Genomic DNA, 18749 nt, shown 5'->3' with positions numbered 1-18749 from the left:
GAAAGTACGGTCCTTCGACAAGCTCAGGACGAGCGGAATTTGAGTTTCCTCGCCAGTTTTTCTAGCTTGCCACCATGACCTCGCTCCCCGTCACCGAACTGACCCAGCGCGCCCGCGAAATCTTTCGCCGGGTGGTGGAGGGGTATATTGATAGCGGGCAGCCGGTCGGGTCCAAAACGCTTGCGGCGGATGGCACCTTGAACCTCTCGCCCGCCTCGATCCGCAGCGTGCTGGCCGATCTGGAGATGGCAGGCCTGCTCGCCGCGCCGCACACCAGCGCAGGGCGGATGCCGACTGACGCGGGTCTCAGGATTTTCGTCGACGGGATGATGCGCGTGGCCGAGCCCACGGCGCAGGAACAGGCGGCGATCGAAGCGCGTCTTGCTGAAGCTGGGCCGGTCGAGGCTGCGATCAAGCAGGCGAGCGCGATTCTCTCCGACCTGTCGGGTGCAGCCGGGATGGTGCTGGTGGCGCCGCGCGAGCAGAAACTGGCGCAGTTCAGCCTCGTCGATTTGGGGCAGGGCCGCGCGCTTGCGGTGCTGGTGGGCGAGGATGGTGGTGTCGAAAACCGCGTCCTTACCATTGGTGGCGCCCTCAATCCGGGGGCGCTGGATCGGGCGAGCAATTATGTCACCGCGCGGCTTGCGGGCCGAACCCTCGCTGAAGCCGCGCAGGCGATGCGCGCCGAAATCAAGGCCGGCAAGTCACAGCTCGATGATGCGTCCCGCGATCTGGTCGAGCGCGGGCTTGCTGTCTGGAGCGAAGATGCGGCCGCACGCCCCGTGCTGATTGTGCGCGGCGCGGCCAACCTGCTCGATGACAGCGCCTTGGGGGATATCGAACGTGTCCGCAGCCTGCTGGAAGATCTCGAAAACAAGCAATCGGTCGCCGAATTGCTCGACAGCGCGCGCGACGCGGAGGCGACCCGGATTTTCATCGGCTCGGAGAACCGGTTGTTCGCGCTTTCGGGCTCCTCCGTCATCGCGTCGCCCTATCGTGATCGTGAGGGCCGGGTGGTCGGCGTGCTTGGTGTGATTGGCCCCACCCGGTTGAATTACGCGCGGGTAGTCCCCATGGTGGATCTGACCGCCCGCTCGCTGGGCAAGCTCATCGCTTGAATGGAAAGCCACACGACATGACCGAGAATGAAAAGCCGCTGGATCAGGCGGTTGAGGACGAATTGAAGGGTGTACCCGAGCATCCGCGCGAAGGCGGGGACGCCAATGACGTGGTGACCGAAATGCTCGAATCGCTGCGCCGCGATCTCGAAGGTGCCAAGCAGGAAGTGCTCTACGCGCAGGCCGAAACGCAGAACGTGCGCCGCCGCCTTGAGCGCGAGAAGGACGAGGCGCGCGCCTATGCCGCGACCGGCTTTGCGCGCGATATTCTGTCGGTCGCCGACAACCTCGCCCGCGCCGTGCAGGCGATCCCCGAAAGTCTGCGTGCCGATGAGAGCATGAAGGGCCTCGTGATCGGGATCGAAGCGACGCAGCGCGAGCTGGAGAAGGTCTTCGCGAGCCACGGCATCACCCGTATCGCGGCGGTGGGCCTCCCGCTCGATCCGAACCAGCATCAGGCGATGTTGGAAGTGCCAACGACGGATCATGAGCCCGGTACGGTCGTCTCGGAAATGCAGGCCGGGTGGATGATCAAGGACCGCCTGCTGCGCGCTGCGATGGTCGCGGTCGCAAAGGCGCCGGACTGATCGCAACCCAGGCACGGCTCACCCTCAGCCATGGCTTTTCTGCGACGGGCGGGGGAATAATCTTGGCCTTTCCTGCGTTTAGGCAATGTGTCTGAACATCAGGAGATAGTCATGATTACGCGTATGAAGACAACCGCCGTTGCCGCTGCCTGTGCGCTTGGCCTTGGGGCCTGTGCAGGCAACTATGCTGGCGAAGGTGCCCTGGGCGGCGCGCTGGCGGGTGCTGCGGGCTCGGCCGTAACCGGCGGCGATGTCGCGACGGGGGCCGCGGTTGGCGCGGCAGTCGGCGGCGCAGGCGGCGCGCTGATCAAGAAGAACGGCCGCTGCTACCGGGTCGACAATCGGGGTCGGGAACGCCGGGTCCGGTGCTGATCTCCCCGGCTAAGCGGGATTGAAGCGCAGGATCGATTGGTAGGCCGAGAGCGGCGGAGCGCCTGCGACGTCAGCGCCTTCACGTAGCAGAAAGGCGTGGCGCACGATCTCGGCCTGCTGCTCGATCCCGTAGCGCTCGAGCGTCCAGCCCGGCCGCAAGGCGTAATCATACCGGCACCACGGGTGGCGGCGCAGCACCAGATACCAACGGCCCAGCCTTTGCGCCTGCCAGACGTGGACCATTTCGTGAATGAAATGGGCCTGACGCTCCAGCGAAGCGCTGGCGAAATCGTCGCAATAATGCGCCGCGCCGGGATGAAAATGCAGGTGGCCCATCGGCGCCATGGTCACGGTCTTGGGATGCAGCGGGAAGAACTTGCGGCGCTTCACCTTGACGCCATGGTAGTCGATCGCATCCCCGAAAACGCTGCGGGCAAGCGCGACTTCTCCCTGCGTCAGTGGCCGTTCGCCGCCAGCGGGACAGGCGAGGGCCGTGGTTTCCCTCTGGATGCTGCCGTCCACCGGCCGCGTCATGATCAGCGTTCTTCTCCGGCCGCGCGCACCGGCGCATCGACTGTGGCGGTCGTGCCGTCGGACAAGGTCAGCGTAACCTTTGCGGTGCTGCCAGCGGTGAGCGTATCGGACGGCTCCATTGCCATGACATGCAGGCCGCCCGGCGCAAAAGTTACCGGCGCATCAGCGGAAAGCGGGACCGCGTCCGTCATCGTCATCTGCAACTTGCCAGCGCTCTCGGCGTAGTCATGGATCATCGTCATCCCCGCGCCCTCAACCGCAACGCTGGTGAGGGTGACGGGAGCCGATCCCCTGTAGGAAAGGTCGAAATAGACGGCCGCCGGATTGCCCGCGACGGGGGCGAGCACCACCCGCGCATTGCTCACCGTGAGGCTGGTGGCCCCTTCGGCCTGACCCGTGGGCGCGTCAGCGGTGCCTGAGCAGGCGGCAAGCCCCGGGAGGCTTGCGCCAAGGGCAATTGCCAGAACGGCACGTCGGATGGTGTTCACCTTGAAAGTCTCCCTTGTGGAATGGCCGCAAAACTAGGCGCGCGGGTCTCTTGTGCCAAGCAAAACCACACCTATATCGCCCTCACAAACGAGCCGCCAAAGCGCTTTGCCCAGATCGGGGAAGCCTACCGGCGCGGTGTCCAACAATTGTCCTATGGATGGGGTAAAAATGGCTAAAGTTATCGGTATCGACCTCGGCACTACCAATTCCTGCGTTGCTGTCATGGACGGCGGCAAGCCCAAGGTCATCGAAAATTCCGAAGGCGCGCGCACCACGCCGTCGATCGTCGCTTTCACCAAGGATGGCCAGCGCCTGATCGGGCAGCCGGCCAAGCGGCAGGCGGTCACCAACCCCGACAACACCCTCTTCGCGATCAAGCGCCTGATCGGCCGCCGGTTCGAGGATCCGCTGACCAAGAAGGACATGGAGCTCGTCCCCTACAAGATCGTCAAGGGCAAGAACGGTGACGCGTGGGTCAATGCCGGCGGGGAGGATTACAGCCCGTCGCAGGTGTCCGCTTTCATTCTCCAGAAGATGAAGGAAACCGCCGAGAGCTATCTCGGTGAGACCGTGACGCAGGCTGTCATCACCGTGCCCGCCTATTTCAACGACGCCCAGCGTCAGGCCACCAAGGATGCAGGGCAAATCGCCGGGCTTGAAGTTCTGCGCATCATCAACGAGCCGACCGCCGCGGCGCTCGCCTATGGCATGGACAAGGAAGACGGCAAGACCATCGCCGTCTATGACCTTGGCGGCGGCACCTTCGACGTCTCGATCCTCGAAATCGGGGACGGCGTGTTCGAAGTGAAGTCGACCAACGGCGACACCTTCCTCGGCGGTGAAGATTTCGACAATGCGATCGTCGAGTTCCTCGCGGACTCCTTCAAGAAGAAGGAGAGCATGGACCTGAAGACCGACAAGCTCGCACTCCAGCGCCTGAAGGAAGCTGCCGAAAAGGCCAAGATCGAGCTGTCGAGCGCGGCGACCACCGAAATCAACCTGCCCTTCATCACCGCGCGCATGGAAGGTGGCAGCACCACCCCGCTGCACCTGGTGGAGACGATCACCCGTGCCGACCTCGAAAAGATGGTCGATGGTTTGATCCAGCGCACGCTTGATCCGTGCAAGAAGGCCATGGCGGATGCTGGCGTTACCAAGGACCAGATCGACGAGGTGATCCTTGTCGGCGGCATGACCCGTATGCCCCGCGTGCGCGAAGTGGTGGAACAGTTCTTCGGCGCCAAGCCCCACACCGGCGTGAACCCGGATGAAGTCGTCGCCATGGGCGCGGCAATCCAGGCGGGCGTGCTGCAGGGCGACGTCAAGGACGTGCTGCTGCTCGACGTGACCCCGCTCTCGCTCGGCATCGAGACGCTCGGCGGCGTGTTCACCCGCATGATCGACCGCAACACCACCATCCCGACCAAGAAGACCCAGACCTACTCGACCGCCGAAGACAACCAGAACGCGGTGACGATCAAGGTCTATCAGGGCGAGCGCGAGATGGCGGCGGACAACAAGCTGCTCGGCAATTTCGACCTGATCGGCATTCCCCCCGCACCGCGCGGCGTGCCGCAGATCGAAGTCACCTTCGACATCGACGCCAACGGCATCGTCTCGGTCGCGGCCAAGGACAAGGGCACCGGCAAGGAGCAGACGATCAAGATCCAGGCCTCGGGTGGTCTGTCGGACGCTGACATCGACCAGATGGTCAAGGACGCCGAGAAGTTCGCCGAAGAGGACAAGAAGCGGCGGGCGGCCGCGGAAGCGCGCAACCAGGCCGACAGCCTCGTCCACGCGACCGAAAAGCAGCTCGAGGAGCACGGCGCCAAGATCGACGCCGCGACCAAGACTGAGGTCGAGGAAGCCATTGCCGCAGTAAAGACCGCGCTCGAAGGCGGCGAAGCCGATGACATCAACGCCAAGGCGCAGGCGCTGACCCAGTCGGCGATGAAGATGGGCCAGCAGATCTACGAACAGCAGCAGGCCGCAGGGCCGGATGCGGCTGCCGAAACGGCTGGCGAAACGGCCGCCGACGAAGACGTCGTCGACGCCGAGTTCTCCGAGGTCGACGAAGACAAGAAAGGCTGAGCGATCAACCTGATCACCTCCTCGTCATTCCCGCGCAGGCGGGGATCCAGCTAGGCTCCGCGCCACCCGGCACGTCAGCTGGACCCTCGCCTTTGCGGGGGTGACGGGTGGGTAAAGAAGGCTGAAACATGGCTACCCAGACCGACTATTACGCAACGCTCGAAGTCACTCGCGATTGCGACGGGGCAACCCTGAAGAGCGCCTACCGCAAGCTCGCCATGAAATTCCACCCGGACCGCAATCCGGGGGATGCCTCGGCGGAATCCAAGTTCAAGGCGATCAACGAGGCTTACGATTGCCTCAAGGATCCGCAAAAGCGCGCGGCCTATGACCGTTATGGCCATGAGGCCTTCACGCAAGGCATGAACGGCGGCGGCGGCGGTGGTGGCTTCGGCGGCCGGGGCGGCGGCGATTTCGCCGATATCGGCGACATCTTCGAAACCATCTTCGGCAGCGCCTTTGGTGGAGGCGGTGCGCAGCGCCAACAGAAGCGGCGCGGTGCAGACCTGCGCTATGACATGCAGGTTACGCTCGAAGAGGCCTTCCACGGCAAATCGACCGAGATCGAGATCGAGGTCAGTCAGGCTTGCGACACCTGCGACGGCACCGGGGCCACGCCCGGTACCAGCGAACGCCAGTGCAACCTGTGCAACGGCATGGGTTCGGTGCGGGCCAAGCAGGGCCTGTTCGTTATCGAACGTCCATGCCCCACCTGCAACGGCCGCGGCAAGGTGATCGAAAACCCGTGCCGGGTCTGTCGTGGTGAAGGCCGGGTGGACAAGCCCCAGACCCTTCAAATCGATATTCCCGCAGGCGTCGACACCGGCACCCGCATCCGCCTACCCGGCAAGGGTGAGGCGGGCCAGCGCGGCTCACCCGCTGGCGATCTTTACATCTTCCTCCATGTCAAACCGCACCGGGTGTTCGAACGGGATGGCACCACGCTGGCCACCCGCGTACCGGTGAGCTTCACCACCGCGGCACTCGGCGGCTGCGTGGAGATTCCCGATCTGGACGGCTCGACCAACCGGCTCGAAATCCCCGCTGGAATCCAGTCGGGCAAGCAATTGCGCATTCGCGGGGCCGGGATGCCGGTCCTGCAAGGACGCGGGCGCGGCGATCTGGTGGTGGAAATCGCCGTCGAGACCCCGACCAAGCTCAGCCGCCGCCAGAAGGAAATCCTCGAGGAATTCAAAGCGACCGAAACCGGGGACGAATGCCCGGAAAGCCGCGGCTTCTTCGACAAGCTGAAAGACGTATTCGGGGGCTGAGGCACTTGATGTGCCTCGGCCGCTAATCGGTCCCGCCAGCCCTGTGCCGCAGTGCGGCCTCGGGCCGCGGTCCTTTCACCCCATCCGCTCGCGCACTTCGAGCCGGATCTGGTCGATCAGCCCGCGCTGGCAGCGGCCGGACAGTTCCTCTTCCTCCAGCACCGCCAGGAACACGGCGCGCTTGGCCGCCGTGACGGTTTCCGGGCTAACGCCGCCCGTCACCGTCGACGCCACCAGATCAATCATCCGCTCCGCGCCGTGCAGACGTCCCCACAGATAGTCATTCTCGCGGTAATCGCGGCTGAAGAACGCGCCAAAGTTGTAGAATTCGATCCCGCGCAAGGTCGCCGCCGTCCCGCCGTCCCGGATCGAACGCGCGTCATCGGGCGAGATGCGGTCGATCTTGACCGGGTTGAACTCATCCAGCCCCTCGCGCCGCGACAGGGGGAGCGTGGCAACGTCGTAGAACGGAAAGCCCAGATAGGTCAGCAGCATCCGCCGCTTGAGGTTTTTCGGCATGTCCTCCAGCGCGTCGATCAGCAGCTCCTCGGCGGCAAGATCGGTCGCGGGCAGCAGGCGTTCGGCGCTCAGGTAATCGATCACCGCAGCAGGATCCTGTAGCGCGTTTGCCGCCAATTCGCGGAAGCGCGGGGCGTGCAGCACATCCTCGTCCGCGCGGTAATAGAGCGCCAAAATCTCGAACAACCGATCCCGCGCTCGGTCGAGCGCATCTTCGGAAATCTCGGGATCGACCTGCCAATCGCGGGCGAGCTTGCGCGACAGCATTTGCAACCGGCGGATTCGGAAACCGGTGTCATGCGCACGGAAAAAGGTGATCGCGCCCAAGGTCGCGCCGCCCTGCGCGCCGGTGAGCTGGTGCAATCCGCGCGCCTCAAGCTCGCAGCGCAAAGCCTCGATCAGGGCACCGGTATCGGCCAGCGGCTGCCCGGCGGCACGCAGGATTAGCGTCGCCAACTGGCCGAGGATGCCATCGAACTTGGTGAGCGCATAGGCACTGAAGGCATAGCCCGCCCGCTCGGCCGCGGCCTGCTGCGCCCTGGAGCGCCAGGCCGCAAGTCGCTTGGGCGTGGGCCGGTCGAGCAGGAAGGTGTAGCCGAACAGCTTCTCCACCGCGCGGTCGATATCCGGCTGCAAGTCCATCACGATCCGCTTCAGCCGCGCAGCGTCCCGCGATTGCTGGTCGATGCGTTCCAGATCATCGCGGATCGGCTGTTCGCGCGGGATGGTGGAGAGCGAGCCGAAGATCGCGCCAAAGAAGCCCACATCGCGGGTGCGGGTGCCGGGCGCGGGGCGAGCCCCATCGGGGCGCGGATCGAGATAGACGAAGCGGCGGTCAACCTCACGCTGCGCCGGACGACCATGGAGCGCAGCGAGGGCGGCGCCAAACGGCGCGCCCACCAGCACCGCCCCGTCGATCAGCGCGACTTCAGCCATGCTGCCACGCGCGACATGGGCGGGCATGATCCGGGCGAGGAACGCGTCTCGATTGGGCCATGCCTGCCCCTCGGCGGCGGCGAGGGCGTCAATCTCGGCCAGGGTCAGCGGCGGAAAGGCCCCGGGAAAGCTCGCCGTCGCGCGGGCGGCCAGCACCAGTTCGAGCGGATCGGCCAGCATTGCCGGCATGCCGTCCCGGTTCCCTTCGCCCACTCGCGCGCGGAAGGTGATCGGCAGGCGATGCTCGGTCTCCTCGACATGGGGCGGGGAATTGAGCCGCAACCGTTCGGGGTGCCCGCGAAAATCGGTGGCCGTCACCGTCAGGTCCAGCGGATAGCTGGCAGGCAGCAAGGGCAAGCCGTCGCCCTCCGCCTCCATCTTGCTCAGCGCTTCAAACAGCATCGCCGAAAACCGCGCGCCGGAGAACGGCGGGCTGAACCACCGCCCGCGCACCAAGCGTGAGACCTTGGCGCGCACCTCGGCGCGGGTTTCGGGCGAGACGGTAGCGCTGACCGCATTGCCCGGCCGGCTGAGGAACCACTCGGCAATCGGCTGCGCCCAGAGCTTGCCATAGCGCCAGAGCGGCTCGGCATCGGGATCGGTCAGCTCGCTCGCGTCAGCATTGGTGAGCCACAGGTCGGTGAGCGGCTCCAGACTGTGCCCGGCATAAATCGCCTGGGCGAGGAACACCGCATTGATCCCGCCCGCACTCGCGCCGGTGAGGATATCGGGCAGCACCCGCAGCCGCAGCCCATGATCGCGCTCCACCGTGCGCAGGAAATCGCGATAGGCGGCCGCGACACCATCCAGCGGAACGGCGGCGGGATGATGAAACGCACGGCTTGCCCGGGCAAGGTGCCACACCTCCTTGGTGATGCCGTGCATGTAGACCGCCAGGCTGACCCCGCCGTAACATACCAGAGCAAGGCGCAGTTCCTTCTGGCGCATGACCACTGTGTAACGACCAAGTCCACAGCAATGCAATTGCGTTCGTCATCTGTTCTCGTTATTGCGCCTATCCATGGCAAAATCGAAACGCCGGTTTGTGTGTCAGGAATGCGGCTCGGTCTCTCCGCGCTGGCAGGGGCAATGCGCCGATTGCGGGCAATGGAACACGCTGGTGGAGGATGTTCCGGCAACGGTGTTCTCGCAGAAGCATGATCTGTCGAGCGGCGGTCGGCCGGTGCTGTTCGAACCCCTGAATGCGCCGACGCAGCTCCCTATCAGAAAGTCCACCGGGCTGGCCGAATTCGACCGCGCGCTGGGCGGCGGGCTCGTGCCGGGGAGCGCGGTGCTGCTCGGCGGCGATCCGGGCATCGGCAAATCGACATTGCTGCTGCAATGCGCTGCGACCATCGCGCGCGGCGGCAATGATGTGGTCTATGTCAGCGGCGAGGAGGCGGCGGGGCAGGTCCGCCTGCGCGCAAGCCGCATGGGATTGGTCGACGCGCCGATTCGACTCGCGTCGGAAACCTCGGTCCGCGACATCCTGACGACGCTCGGCAATGGTGAGCCGCCCGCTTTGTTGGTGATCGATTCGATCCAGACCATGCATTCTGACACGATCGAAGGCGCTCCGGGTACCGTCAGCCAGGTGCGCGGCTGCGCGCTCGAATTGATCCGCTACGCCAAGGAAAGCGGCTGCGCGGTGGTGCTGGTCGGCCATGTCACCAAAGATGGCACGATCGCTGGCCCCCGCGTGCTGGAACATATGGTCGACGTGGTGATGAGTTTCGAGGGCGAACGCTCGCACCAATACCGCATCCTGCGCGCGCTCAAGAATCGTTTCGGCGCTGTCGACGAGATCGGCGTGTTCGCGATGGCGTCCGAAGGGCTGGAGGAAGTCGCCAATCCCTCGCTGCTGTTCCTGTCGGGTCGAGACACGCCGCTGGCCGGGAGCGCGGTGTTCCCGGCATTGGAAGGCACCCGCCCGGTTCTCGTGGAAATTCAAGCGCTCATCGTTCGCCTGCAATCCGGCGCGACCCCGCGGCGGGCGGTGGTGGGATGGGATTCCGGAAGGCTGGCGATGCTGCTCGCCGTGCTGGAATCGCGCTGCGGGCTGAACTTCTCGTCGGCTGAAGTCTATCTCAACATCGCCGGCGGATACCGTCTGACCGACCCTGCGGCGGACCTTGCCGTGGCGGCTGCGCTGGTCTCGGCGCTGGCGGACCGGCCGCTGCCGGACAAGACCGCGTGGTTTGGCGAGGTCAGTCTGGCGGGTGAGATCAGGCCGGTTGCCCACGCGCCCTTGCGGATGCGCGAAGCGGCCAAGCTCGGCTTTGCGCGCTGCTACGGCCCGGCTGGCGGCGCCACGGCCAGCGCGGGTGCGGACTATCGTGGGCTTGGCGCACTGGCGAACGTCGTTGACCAGGTGATGGGCAGCGCATAACCTTTGCCGCCTATGGCCGGTCTCGACATCATCATCGCCATCATTGTGGTCATCGCTGCCATTGGCGGGTTCATGCGCGGGTTGGTGCAGGAAGTGCTCTCGCTCGCAGCCTGGGTGCTGGCGGCCTTCGCACTGCATTTTCTCCATCCCGAGCTGACCAAGGGACTGCGGATGCTCTATCCGGTCGAACCGGGTGACGCGCTGCTTGCTTTCGTGCTGCTGCTGCTGATCCCCTATGCCGCGATGAAAGTGATCATCGGCACGGCCAGCGAGGCGTCGGACGGAGCGGTGCTGGGGCCGGTTGACCGCGTGCTCGGGTTCGGCTTCGGCGCGGTGAAGGGCGCGCTGATGGCGGTCTTCGCTTTTGCCTTGCTGGTCACCGGATATGACGAAACCTGGGGTTACATGGGCCGCCCGCAATGGATGACCGAGGCGCGCACCTATGCCGCCGCCGATGCCTTCTCGCGCCAGCTGCTTCCGGCCATCGCAGTGCGGCGCGACCGGCTGCGCAGCGAGTTCGAAGCGCGGGAGGCCGCGGCCAAGCGGGCCGCCCGCTGACCGCCGTGGCCACCCGCCCCGCGGCCAAGCTCTATTCACCCGCACTGCTCGGGCTGGCGACGGAGCTTGCCGAGTTCCCGCTCCAAGACGCCCTACCGCTGCGCGCCGAAACCCGCTCGCGCAGCTGTGGGAGCGTGATCGCGCTCGGCCTGACATTGGCAGAGGATGGGCACATCAGCCAGATCGGCATGACGGTAAGCGCCTGCGCCATTGGACAGGCCTCAGCCGCGTTGCTCGCCCGCAGCGCTATCGGAGCCGAAGCTGCTCGGATAACCGCAACCACTGCCTCGCTCTCCGCTTGGCTGGCGGGTGAGGGCGACCTGCCGGATTGGCCGGGCCTGGACCTGCTCACTCCCGCACTTCCCCATCCTGGGCGGCACGGCGCGCTGCTATTGCCGTGGAAGGCGGCGTGCGAGGCGCTTTCAAGCGGCGCAGAGCAGGGCTAGGGACACAGGCAAGAGGCCGCCCGTCAGGGGCAAAGGGGATGTAACAGACATGGCAGAAGCCGAAGCGCTCGCCGCACGTGAGCCGAGCGAGCAGGAAATCCGGCTGGTGATCGGCGCATCGAGCGCGGGCACCATCTTCGAATGGTACGATTTCTTCATCTACGGCACGCTTGCCTACATCCTCAAGGATGCCTTCTACGCCACCGACAACGAGACGTTGGGCCTGCTGCTGGTGTGGTCGACCTTTGCCGTCGGCTTCGCCTTCCGTCCGCTGGGCGCGGTGCTGTTCGGCTTTCTGGGGGACCGGCTGGGGCGCAAATATACCTTTCTCGTAACGGTTACCCTGATGGGCATCGCCACGGCAGGCGTTGGCCTGATCCCGACGGTGGACACCATCGGCATGGCCGCGCCGATTATCGTCATCATCCTGCGGGTGCTGCAAGGCCTCGCACTCGGCGGCGAATATGGCGGGGCGGCGATCTATGTTGCCGAACACGCGCCGCCCGAAAAGCGCGGGTTCTACACCAGTTTCATTCAGGCGAGCGTGGCAGGCGGCTTCGTGCTGTCGATCATCGTCGTGCTGGCCTGCCGCGCGCTGATCCCGGCGGATGCCTTCGCCGCATGGGGCTGGCGCGTGCCGTTCCTCCTGTCGATCGGCCTCCTCGCGATTTCGCTGTGGATGCGGTTGAAGCTGTCCGAGAGCCCGGTGTTCCAGGCGATGAAGGCCGCCGGGGAGACCTCCGGCAATCCTTTCGTCGAAAGCATGACCTATCCCGGCAATCCCAAGCGGTTGTTCGTCGCGCTGTTTGGCATCACCGGCATTCTGACGACGGTGTGGTACACCGGCTTCTTCTCGGCGATGAGCTTCCTGCGCGGGCCGATGCATGTTGACGATCTGACGGTCGAGCTGGTGCTGCTGGTCTCGGGCCTGATCGTGATGAGCTTCTATGTCATCATCGGCAAATGGTCGGACCGGGTGGGGCGCAAGAAGCCGATCATCATCGGCGCAGCGCTGAGCCTCGCGCTGCTGTTCCCGCTGTTCTGGCTGATGGGGAGCTTTGCCAACCCGCAGCTGGCTGCGGCGGCAGAAGCCACGCCGATCGTGGTCAGCGGGCCGGCGTGCGAGACCGATCCCTTTGCCGAGATGTTCCAGCGCGATCAGACCGATTGCGGCAAGATGCTGGAGACACTCACCGCCTCGGGCGTCGCTTACACCCTGAAACCGGGCCAAACCTTGCGCGTGACAGCGGGCGGCAACCCGATCGCGATCGATCCGGCCTGGTTTGCCGATGGCGCAGCGCGGCGCGCCGGGCTGCACGCAGCGCTGGGCGCCTACGGGTTCGATTTCGCCAAGCAGCAGCCACCGCTGGCCAATGTGGTCGGAATCGTGGGTGTGTTGCTGGCGCTGGGGATGCTGTCGGCCTTGACCTACGGGTCGGTGGCGGCCTTGTTGTCCGAGATGTTCCCGCCGCGCATCCGCTATTCCTCGATGTCGATCCCCTACCATATCGGCGCAGGCTATCTCGGCGGGTTCCTGCCGCTGATCGCCGGGGTGATCGTGGCGCGGACCGGGGATATCTATGCCGGGCTGTGGTACACGTGGGCTGTGGTGGCCTTCGGGCTCGTCGTGGCTTGGTGGGGCATTCCGAGCGGGCCGCCGCGAGATTTTGCTGATGACTGACACTGCCTCGGACGGTGAGCGCGCTGATCGCAGTGCGCCTCCGCCGCCCGCCAGCTTGCGATTGACCGTCGATCGGGATGCGCTCGCCGCCAATTGGCGCGCGCTGGATGCGCGCTCGGGATCGGCAAGAGCGGGGGCGGCGGTCAAGGCGGATGCCTATGGGCTTGGCGCTGCGACCTGCGTCCCGGTGCTGCGCGATGCCGGGTGCGAGACCTTCTTCGTCGCCCATTGGAGCGAGGTTGCCGCTGTGATCGCTCATGTCCCGCCGCAGCAGGTGGCGGTTTTGCATGGCGTTCGGAATGAAGCGGAATGCGCCTATGCCCGCGCGGTTGGGGCCGTGCCGGTGATCAACTCGCTGGAGCAGGCGGCGTTGTGGGCCGCGACCGGGGGAGGGACGTGTCACCTGATGGTCGACACCGGCATCAACCGGCTCGGCATTGCCGCAAGCGAGGCGAATGAGGCTGCGATTTCCGCGCTCGACATCGATATTCTGATGAGCCACCTCGCCAGCGCCGATGAAGCCGATAGCGCGCTGAACCCCCGGCAATTGACCGCATTCCAAAGCGTTTTGGGAGCCATCCGCCACCGCCGCGCCAGCCTCGCCAACAGCGCGGGGATTGCGCTGGGAGAAGATTATGCCTTCGACCTGACCCGCCCGGGCCTCGCGCTCTATGGCGGTGCGCCGCGGCCCGAACTCGCCGCGGCGATCCGTCCGGTGGCGCAGGTGCAGGCGGCGATCCTCCAGACCCGCGCTCTCGCAGCCGGAGAAAGCGTCGGCTACAACGCCACTTTCACCGCCCCCGCGCCGATGCGGGTTGCGACGGTGTCGATGGGCTATGCCGACGGTTTCTTGCGCAGCCGCGGTCCGGGCAATGCCTTTTCGCACAACGGCCGCCGTCTGCCGATCCTGGGCAAGGTGTCGATGGACATGGTGGTCATCGATTGCACCGCCGCCCCCGATCTGGCCGCCGGAAACTGGATCGACGTGCCCTGGAACATCGCCGATGCTGCGCAGCAAAGCGGGCTGTCGCCCTATGAAATGCTGACGGTGATCGGCGGACGCCTCAGGCGCGACTAAGCCGTCCGACCGGTGCGTGTTGCACCGCAGCTTGTGCAGGTGCTAAGAGACGTGCTCAGGGCACGTGTAACGGGATCAAACACACAATGGTCGGCAAGGCAAAAGCAGCATCGGGCGAAGTCGGCGATGCGATTATCATCAAGAAATACGCGAACCGGCGGCTCTACAACACGGCCTCGTCAAGTTACATCACGTTGGAAGATCTCGCCCGGATGGTGCGCGAGAATGTCGATTTTCAGGTGCTCGATGCCAAGACCGGCGATGACATCACCCATGCGATCCTCACGCAGATCATCATGGACGAAGAAGCCAATGGCGAGCAAATGCTGCCCGTCAGCTTCCTGCGTCAGCTGATCGGCATGTACGGCAATTCGATGCAGGCGATGATGCCGTCCTATCTCGAAGCCAGCATGGCCAATTTCCGCGAGAACCAGTCGAAGATCCGCGAAGCCTTCGAAAAGGGCATCAGCGCCACACCCTTTGCCGCCATCCATGAAACCAACATGGCGATGATGCGCGCAGCCGCGGATGTGTTCCTGCCAGGCATGGGCAAGACCAAGGATAAGCCCAAGCCGGCCGCGACAGATGAGCTTGCGGCGCTGCGCGAACAGATGGCGGCGATGCAAAAGAAGCTGGACGAACTGGGCAAATAGCCCGAAGGGCGGCGCGCCAGCGGTAACAGCCGCAAACGTTGAAGCAGGAAGCCAGCACCCGTGTCCCAGATCCGCCACGCGCTCACCGTGAAGCGCGAAGACGACTTCGCCAAGTGGTACCAGGAAGTCATCAGCGCCGCCGACCTCGCCGAGGAATCGGGGGTGCGCGGCTGCATGGTAATCAAGCCGTGGGGCTACGGCATCTGGGAGCGCATCCAGCGCCTGATGGATGACCGCATCAAGGCGGCAGGGGTGCAGAATTGCTACTTCCCGCTGTTCATCCCGCTCGCCAACTTCACCCGCGAGGCGGAACACGTCGAAGGCTTTGCCAAGGAAATGGCGGTGGTCACTCATCACCGCCTTATCGCTGACGGCAAGGGCGGCCTGATCCCCGATCCCGCCGCCAAGCTCGAAGAGCCGCTGGTGGTGCGCCCGACCTCGGAGACGATCATCGGCGATGCGATGGCACGGTGGGTGCAGAGCTGGCGCGATCTGCCGCTGCTCACCAACCAATGGGCCAATGTCGTGCGCTGGGAGATGCGGACCCGGATGTTCCTGCGCACCAGCGAATTCCTCTGGCAGGAGGGCCACACCGCGCACGAGACCCGCGAGGATGCGCTCGCCGAAACGCACCGCGCGCTGGAAATGTACCGCGCCTGTGCCGAGGATGACTTGGCGCTCCCCGTGATCGCGGGCGAAAAGCCCGAGAACGAGCGCTTCCCCGGCGCGGTCGAGACCTGGTCGATCGAAGCGATGATGCAGGACGGCAAGGCGCTGCAGGCGGGCACCAGCCACTATCTCGGCACCAATTTCGCCCATGCGGCCGGCATCCAGTATCAGGACCGTGAGGGCACCCAGCAGTTCTGCCACACCACCAGCTGGGGTGTCTCGACCCGCATGATCGGCGGCGTCATCATGACCCACGGCGATGATGACGGGCTGCGCGTGCCACCCGCCATCGCCCCCCAGCAGATCGTCATCATCCCGATGCTGCGCGAGGCGCCGGAAGACGCCGAACTCGTCGCCTATTGCGAACAGGTCCGCGCCGCTCTCGCGGGGCAAACGGCGCTGGGCGAGCGCGTCCGCGTGCTGCTCGACGTGAAGCCCGGCAAGGCTGCGGCCAAGCGCTGGGACTGGGTGCGCAAGGGCGCGCCTGTCATCATCGAGGTCGGGCAGCGCGATATGGCCGAGGGCAAGATCGCTGTTCTGCGCCGTGACCAGCTGTGGAACCAGGCCAACGGCAAGCCCGCCTTCACCTATCCCGCCCACGCCACCTTCGTGGCCGAGGCCGGCGCGGTGCTCGAAGCGATCCAGTCCAGCCTCTACGAAGAAGCCCGTGCGCGGCGTGATGCCAATATCACCCGCGGCGTGACCGAGTGGCAGGCAGTGGTGGACCATTTCGAGAAGGGCGGGAAGTATCCCGGCTGGGTCGAGGTCGAGTGGGCCAAGCCCACCGGCGATGTGCTGGAAAAGGTGGTTGAGAAGCTGAAGGCGGTGAAGCTCACCGTCCGCAACGTCCCGCGCGGTGCCGAGGCAGCGAGCGGTGTGTGCATCTTCACCGGCGAACCGGCGGTTGAGCGCATTCTGGTGGCGCGGGCCTATTAAGCGCGTGCCTCGCGCTCGCATTGTCGGGGTGTTTGGGCTAGGAGCTTGACCATGCCCAAACTTCCCAAGCTCCCTCAGGGGATGCCGACACCGCAGCAGGTGCTCGACTTCATCCAGTCCTCCGACATTCCCGCGGGCAAGCGCGAGATCGCCAAAGCGTTCGGGCTGAAGGGGCAGGAGAAGATCAAGCTGAAGGCCCTACTCAAGGACATGGCCGAAGACGGGCTGATCGACGGCAAGAAAAGCGCCTTCCACCGGATGGGCGGGGTGCCGAAGGTGACGACGCTCAAGATCGTCGACATCGATGATGGCGAGCTGATCGCCGAGCCCGACAATTGGGACCCCGAAGCCCCCGGCAGGCCGCCGCGCCTCACCATCCGCGAACCGCGCCCGAAGCCCGGCGTGAAGCGCCCGCCTGCGCTCAAGCGCGGCGACCGGGTGCTCGCGCGCACCGAGGAGACGGAAACGGGCTGGCGCGCGCATGTGATGAAGAAGCTGCCCTCGCGCACCGAGGGGCTGATGGGCGTGGTCGAGATCGACAAGACCGGCAAGGCGTGGCTCGCGCCGGTGGACAAGCGCGTGCGTCAATCGGCAGCGATTGCCGACCTCGGCGGGGCGGAGGCGGGCCAGCTGGTGATCGCCGAGCGGGTCGGCCGGTCGGAACGGGCCGGGGTGAAGGTGGTCGAGGTGGTGGGCGACCCGCTCGCGCCGCGCTCCTTCAGCCTGATCGCCATTGCCAAGCACGGCATCCCGCACATCTTTCCCGAGGAGGTGCTCGAAGAAGCCCCGCGCGCGGCGAAGCTCAAGCTTTCGGAGAAGGCGCGAGAGGATCTGCGGCACTTGCCGATCGTCGCGATCGATCCGGCCGACGCGCGCGATCACGACGATGCGATCTGGGCCGAGCCGGACGGGCAGGGCGGGTTCAACGCGCTTGTCGCCATCGCCGATGTCAGCTTCTACGTCCGCCCCGGCTCCGCGCTCGACCGCGAGGCGAGGAAACGCGGCAACTCGGTCTATTTCCCCGACCGCGTTGTGCCGATGCTGCCCGAGGTGCTGAGCGCCGACGTCTGCTCGCTGAAAGAGGGCGAGGACCGCGCGGCGATGGCGTGCCACCTCCACATCAACGCCGACGGCAAGGTCTCGAGCTTCCGCTTCACCCGCGCGCTGGTGCGGATCGCGCATAACATCGCCTATGAGGACGCGCAGGCGATTGTGGATGGAGAAACCCGTTCGCCTCGAGCGAAGTCGAGAGGCGCCGAGGAAAGTGTCTCGACTGCGCTCGACACGAACGGTGAGGTGGCAAAGATCCTCGCCAACCTGTGGGCCGCATGGAAGGCGCTCGCCGCCGCGCGCGATGCCCGCGATCCGCTCGAACTGGAACTGCCCGAGCGCCGCGTGGTGCTCAACGAGAAGGGCCAGATCACCGAAATCGCCATCCGCGAGCGGCTCGACGCGCACCGCGTGGTCGAAGATTTCATGATCGCCGCCAACGTCGCCGCGGCCAAGGCGCTGGAGGCCAAGACCGCGCCGGTCGTCTACCGCATCCATGAACCGCCAAGCCGCGAGAAGCTCATCGCGCTGCGCGATTATCTCGCCACCATGGGCAAGAAGCTGGCGCTGGGGCAGGTGGTGACGCCGAGGCTGTTCAACCGGATGCTGAAGGACGTCACTGACGAGGCGGAAAAGGCGCTGGTGATGGAGGCGGTGCTGCGCAGCCAGACGCAGGCCTATTACGGCCCTGCCAATGCCGGGCACTTCGGGCTGAGCCTCGGCTCTTATGCCCACTTCACCTCGCCGATCCGCCGCTATTCCGACCTGCTGGTGCACCGCGCGCTGGTGGATGCCTACAAGCTGGAGCAACCCGCTCCGCCCGGGTCGATCCCGGCCACCTCGGGCCTGTCCGACCGCGACCGTGCCAGCCTCCAGCAGGTCAGCGACGCAATCAGCCAGACCGAGCGCCGCGCGATGGAGGCCGAGCGCGACACCATCGATCGCTATGTCGCTGCGTGGCTGTCAGCCCGCGTGGGCGAGGTGTTCGACACCCGCATCACCGGGGTGCAGGCCTTCGGCTTCTTCGCCACCATCGTCGGGCTGGGCGGGGACGGACTGGTGCCGATCTCCACGCTCGGCGGCGAATATTTCCGCCATGACGAGGCGGCGCAGGCGCTGGTCGGTTCGGACAGCGGCACGACCTATGCCAGTGGCGACCGGCTGAAGCTCAAGCTGGCGGAGGCCAACCCGCTCACCGGCGCGCTCAAATTCGTGCTGCCCGACGCCGATGCGCGCGCCATCGAACCGCGCGGGACACGTCCTGATGATCGCAAGCGCACCTCCGGCGGAGGGCCCCGCAAGGCGGGCAAGTTCATGGTCGGCCAGCGCGGTCGCCCGGGCAACATCCGTCACCAGGGCCGCAAGAAATAGC

The 18749-nt window shown here is 65.6% G+C and carries 16 protein-coding genes; 13 read left to right on the top strand and 3 right to left on the bottom strand.

The window, feature by feature from the left end; all coding sequences use genetic code 11:
- Positions 1–74 precede the first annotated feature (74 nt).
- The 3 genes from hrcA (at position 75) to ACLBKT_RS05900 (ending at position 2077) form a co-directional block, all read left to right on the top strand.
- On the top strand, positions 75–1118 hold the full coding sequence (hrcA, locus tag ACLBKT_RS05910) for a heat-inducible transcriptional repressor HrcA (RefSeq protein WP_410182020.1): 1044 nt from the start codon (positions 75–77) through the stop codon (positions 1116–1118).
- 17 nt (positions 1119–1135) lie between these two features.
- Complete coding sequence (locus ACLBKT_RS05905) at positions 1136–1705, top strand: nucleotide exchange factor GrpE (protein WP_410182019.1); 570 nt, start codon at positions 1136–1138, stop codon at positions 1703–1705.
- A 111-nt stretch (positions 1706–1816) separates the two neighbouring features.
- On the top strand, positions 1817–2077 hold the full coding sequence (locus tag ACLBKT_RS05900) for a hypothetical protein (RefSeq protein ID WP_410182018.1): 261 nt from the start codon (positions 1817–1819) through the stop codon (positions 2075–2077).
- Between the two features lie 9 nt (positions 2078–2086).
- Here the strand turns inward: ACLBKT_RS05900 and ACLBKT_RS05895 are convergent, their stop codons facing one another.
- Together ACLBKT_RS05895 and ACLBKT_RS05890 are read right to left on the bottom strand one after the other, a co-directional pair.
- Complete coding sequence (locus ACLBKT_RS05895; RefSeq protein ID WP_410182017.1) at positions 2087–2611, bottom strand: vgr related protein; 525 nt, start codon at positions 2609–2611, stop codon at positions 2087–2089.
- Positions 2612–2613: 2 nt separating this feature from the next.
- Complete coding sequence (locus ACLBKT_RS05890) at positions 2614–3099, bottom strand: copper chaperone PCu(A)C (RefSeq protein WP_410182016.1); 486 nt, start codon at positions 3097–3099, stop codon at positions 2614–2616.
- A gap of 169 nt (positions 3100–3268) precedes the next feature.
- Between ACLBKT_RS05890 and dnaK the strand changes: the two genes are divergently transcribed.
- A complete protein-coding gene (gene dnaK, locus ACLBKT_RS05885) occupies positions 3269–5191 on the top strand; it encodes a molecular chaperone DnaK (RefSeq protein WP_410182015.1) in 1923 nt (640 codons plus the stop codon).
- A 128-nt stretch (positions 5192–5319) separates the two neighbouring features.
- Positions 5320–6462, top strand: a complete 1143-nt coding sequence (dnaJ, locus tag ACLBKT_RS05880; RefSeq protein WP_410182014.1) for a molecular chaperone DnaJ — start codon at positions 5320–5322, stop codon at positions 6460–6462.
- Positions 6463–6537: 75 nt separating this feature from the next.
- Here dnaJ and ACLBKT_RS05875 read toward each other — a convergent pair whose 3' ends face one another.
- A complete protein-coding gene (locus ACLBKT_RS05875) occupies positions 6538–8865 on the bottom strand; it encodes a patatin-like protein (RefSeq protein ID WP_410182013.1) in 2328 nt (775 codons plus the stop codon).
- Positions 8866–8938: 73 nt separating this feature from the next.
- Here ACLBKT_RS05875 and radA point away from each other — a divergent pair, with 73 nt between their 5' ends.
- The 8 genes from radA (at position 8939) to rnr (ending at position 18748) form a co-directional block, all read left to right on the top strand.
- Positions 8939–10306: a DNA repair protein RadA gene (gene radA / locus ACLBKT_RS05870; protein WP_410182012.1), complete on the top strand. Its 1368-nt coding sequence runs from the start codon at positions 8939–8941 to the stop codon at positions 10304–10306.
- Between the two features lie 12 nt (positions 10307–10318).
- Positions 10319–10864: a CvpA family protein gene (locus ACLBKT_RS05865; RefSeq protein ID WP_410182011.1), complete on the top strand. Its 546-nt coding sequence runs from the start codon at positions 10319–10321 to the stop codon at positions 10862–10864.
- A 5-nt stretch (positions 10865–10869) separates the two neighbouring features.
- Positions 10870–11310, top strand: coding sequence for an iron-sulfur cluster assembly scaffold protein (locus tag ACLBKT_RS05860; protein WP_410182010.1), 441 nt, complete (start codon positions 10870–10872; stop codon positions 11308–11310).
- A gap of 49 nt (positions 11311–11359) precedes the next feature.
- A complete protein-coding gene (locus tag ACLBKT_RS05855) occupies positions 11360–12991 on the top strand; it encodes an MFS transporter (RefSeq protein ID WP_410182009.1) in 1632 nt (543 codons plus the stop codon).
- Positions 12984–14069, top strand: a complete 1086-nt coding sequence (alr, locus tag ACLBKT_RS05850) for an alanine racemase (RefSeq protein ID WP_410182008.1) — start codon at positions 12984–12986, stop codon at positions 14067–14069. Before ACLBKT_RS05855 ends, alr begins: the two co-directional genes overlap by 8 nt.
- 86 nt (positions 14070–14155) lie before the next feature.
- Complete coding sequence (gene phaR, locus ACLBKT_RS05845) at positions 14156–14722, top strand: polyhydroxyalkanoate synthesis repressor PhaR (RefSeq protein WP_410182007.1); 567 nt, start codon at positions 14156–14158, stop codon at positions 14720–14722.
- A 60-nt stretch (positions 14723–14782) separates the two neighbouring features.
- Positions 14783–16327, top strand: coding sequence for an aminoacyl--tRNA ligase-related protein (locus ACLBKT_RS05840; protein WP_410182006.1), 1545 nt, complete (start codon positions 14783–14785; stop codon positions 16325–16327).
- A gap of 51 nt (positions 16328–16378) precedes the next feature.
- Positions 16379–18748, top strand: a complete 2370-nt coding sequence (rnr, locus tag ACLBKT_RS05835; protein WP_410182005.1) for a ribonuclease R — start codon at positions 16379–16381, stop codon at positions 18746–18748.
- The last annotated feature ends 1 nt before the right edge of the window (position 18749 follow it).

The organism is Erythrobacter sp. W302b (genome assembly GCF_046452395.1).
Taxonomy (GTDB): domain Bacteria; phylum Pseudomonadota; class Alphaproteobacteria; order Sphingomonadales; family Sphingomonadaceae; genus Erythrobacter.
Note: the sequence above shows the minus strand (reverse complement) of the source record. Positions and strands in the feature narration are given on the sequence as shown.

Bases quoted from the DNA above. Each gene is read 5' to 3' on its own strand.
- hrcA (WP_410182020.1), top strand. From the start codon at position 75: ATGACCTCGCTCCCCGTCACCGAACTGACCCAGCGCGCCCGCGAAATC.
- ACLBKT_RS05905 (WP_410182019.1), top strand. From the start codon at position 1,136: ATGACCGAGAATGAAAAGCCGCTGGATCAGGCGGTTGAGGACGAATTG.
- ACLBKT_RS05900 (WP_410182018.1), top strand. From the start codon at position 1,817: ATGATTACGCGTATGAAGACAACCGCCGTTGCCGCTGCCTGTGCGCTT.
- ACLBKT_RS05895 (WP_410182017.1), bottom strand. From the start codon at position 2,611: ATGACGCGGCCGGTGGACGGCAGCATCCAGAGGGAAACCACGGCCCTC.
- dnaK (WP_410182015.1), top strand. From the start codon at position 3,269: ATGGCTAAAGTTATCGGTATCGACCTCGGCACTACCAATTCCTGCGTT.
- dnaJ (WP_410182014.1), top strand. From the start codon at position 5,320: ATGGCTACCCAGACCGACTATTACGCAACGCTCGAAGTCACTCGCGAT.
- ACLBKT_RS05875 (WP_410182013.1), bottom strand. From the start codon at position 8,865: ATGCGCCAGAAGGAACTGCGCCTTGCTCTGGTATGTTACGGCGGGGTC.
- radA (WP_410182012.1), top strand. From the start codon at position 8,939: ATGGCAAAATCGAAACGCCGGTTTGTGTGTCAGGAATGCGGCTCGGTC.
- ACLBKT_RS05865 (WP_410182011.1), top strand. From the start codon at position 10,319: ATGGCCGGTCTCGACATCATCATCGCCATCATTGTGGTCATCGCTGCC.
- ACLBKT_RS05855 (WP_410182009.1), top strand. From the start codon at position 11,360: ATGGCAGAAGCCGAAGCGCTCGCCGCACGTGAGCCGAGCGAGCAGGAA.
- alr (WP_410182008.1), top strand. From the start codon at position 12,984: ATGACTGACACTGCCTCGGACGGTGAGCGCGCTGATCGCAGTGCGCCT.
- phaR (WP_410182007.1), top strand. From the start codon at position 14,156: ATGGTCGGCAAGGCAAAAGCAGCATCGGGCGAAGTCGGCGATGCGATT.
- rnr (WP_410182005.1), top strand. From the start codon at position 16,379: ATGCCCAAACTTCCCAAGCTCCCTCAGGGGATGCCGACACCGCAGCAG.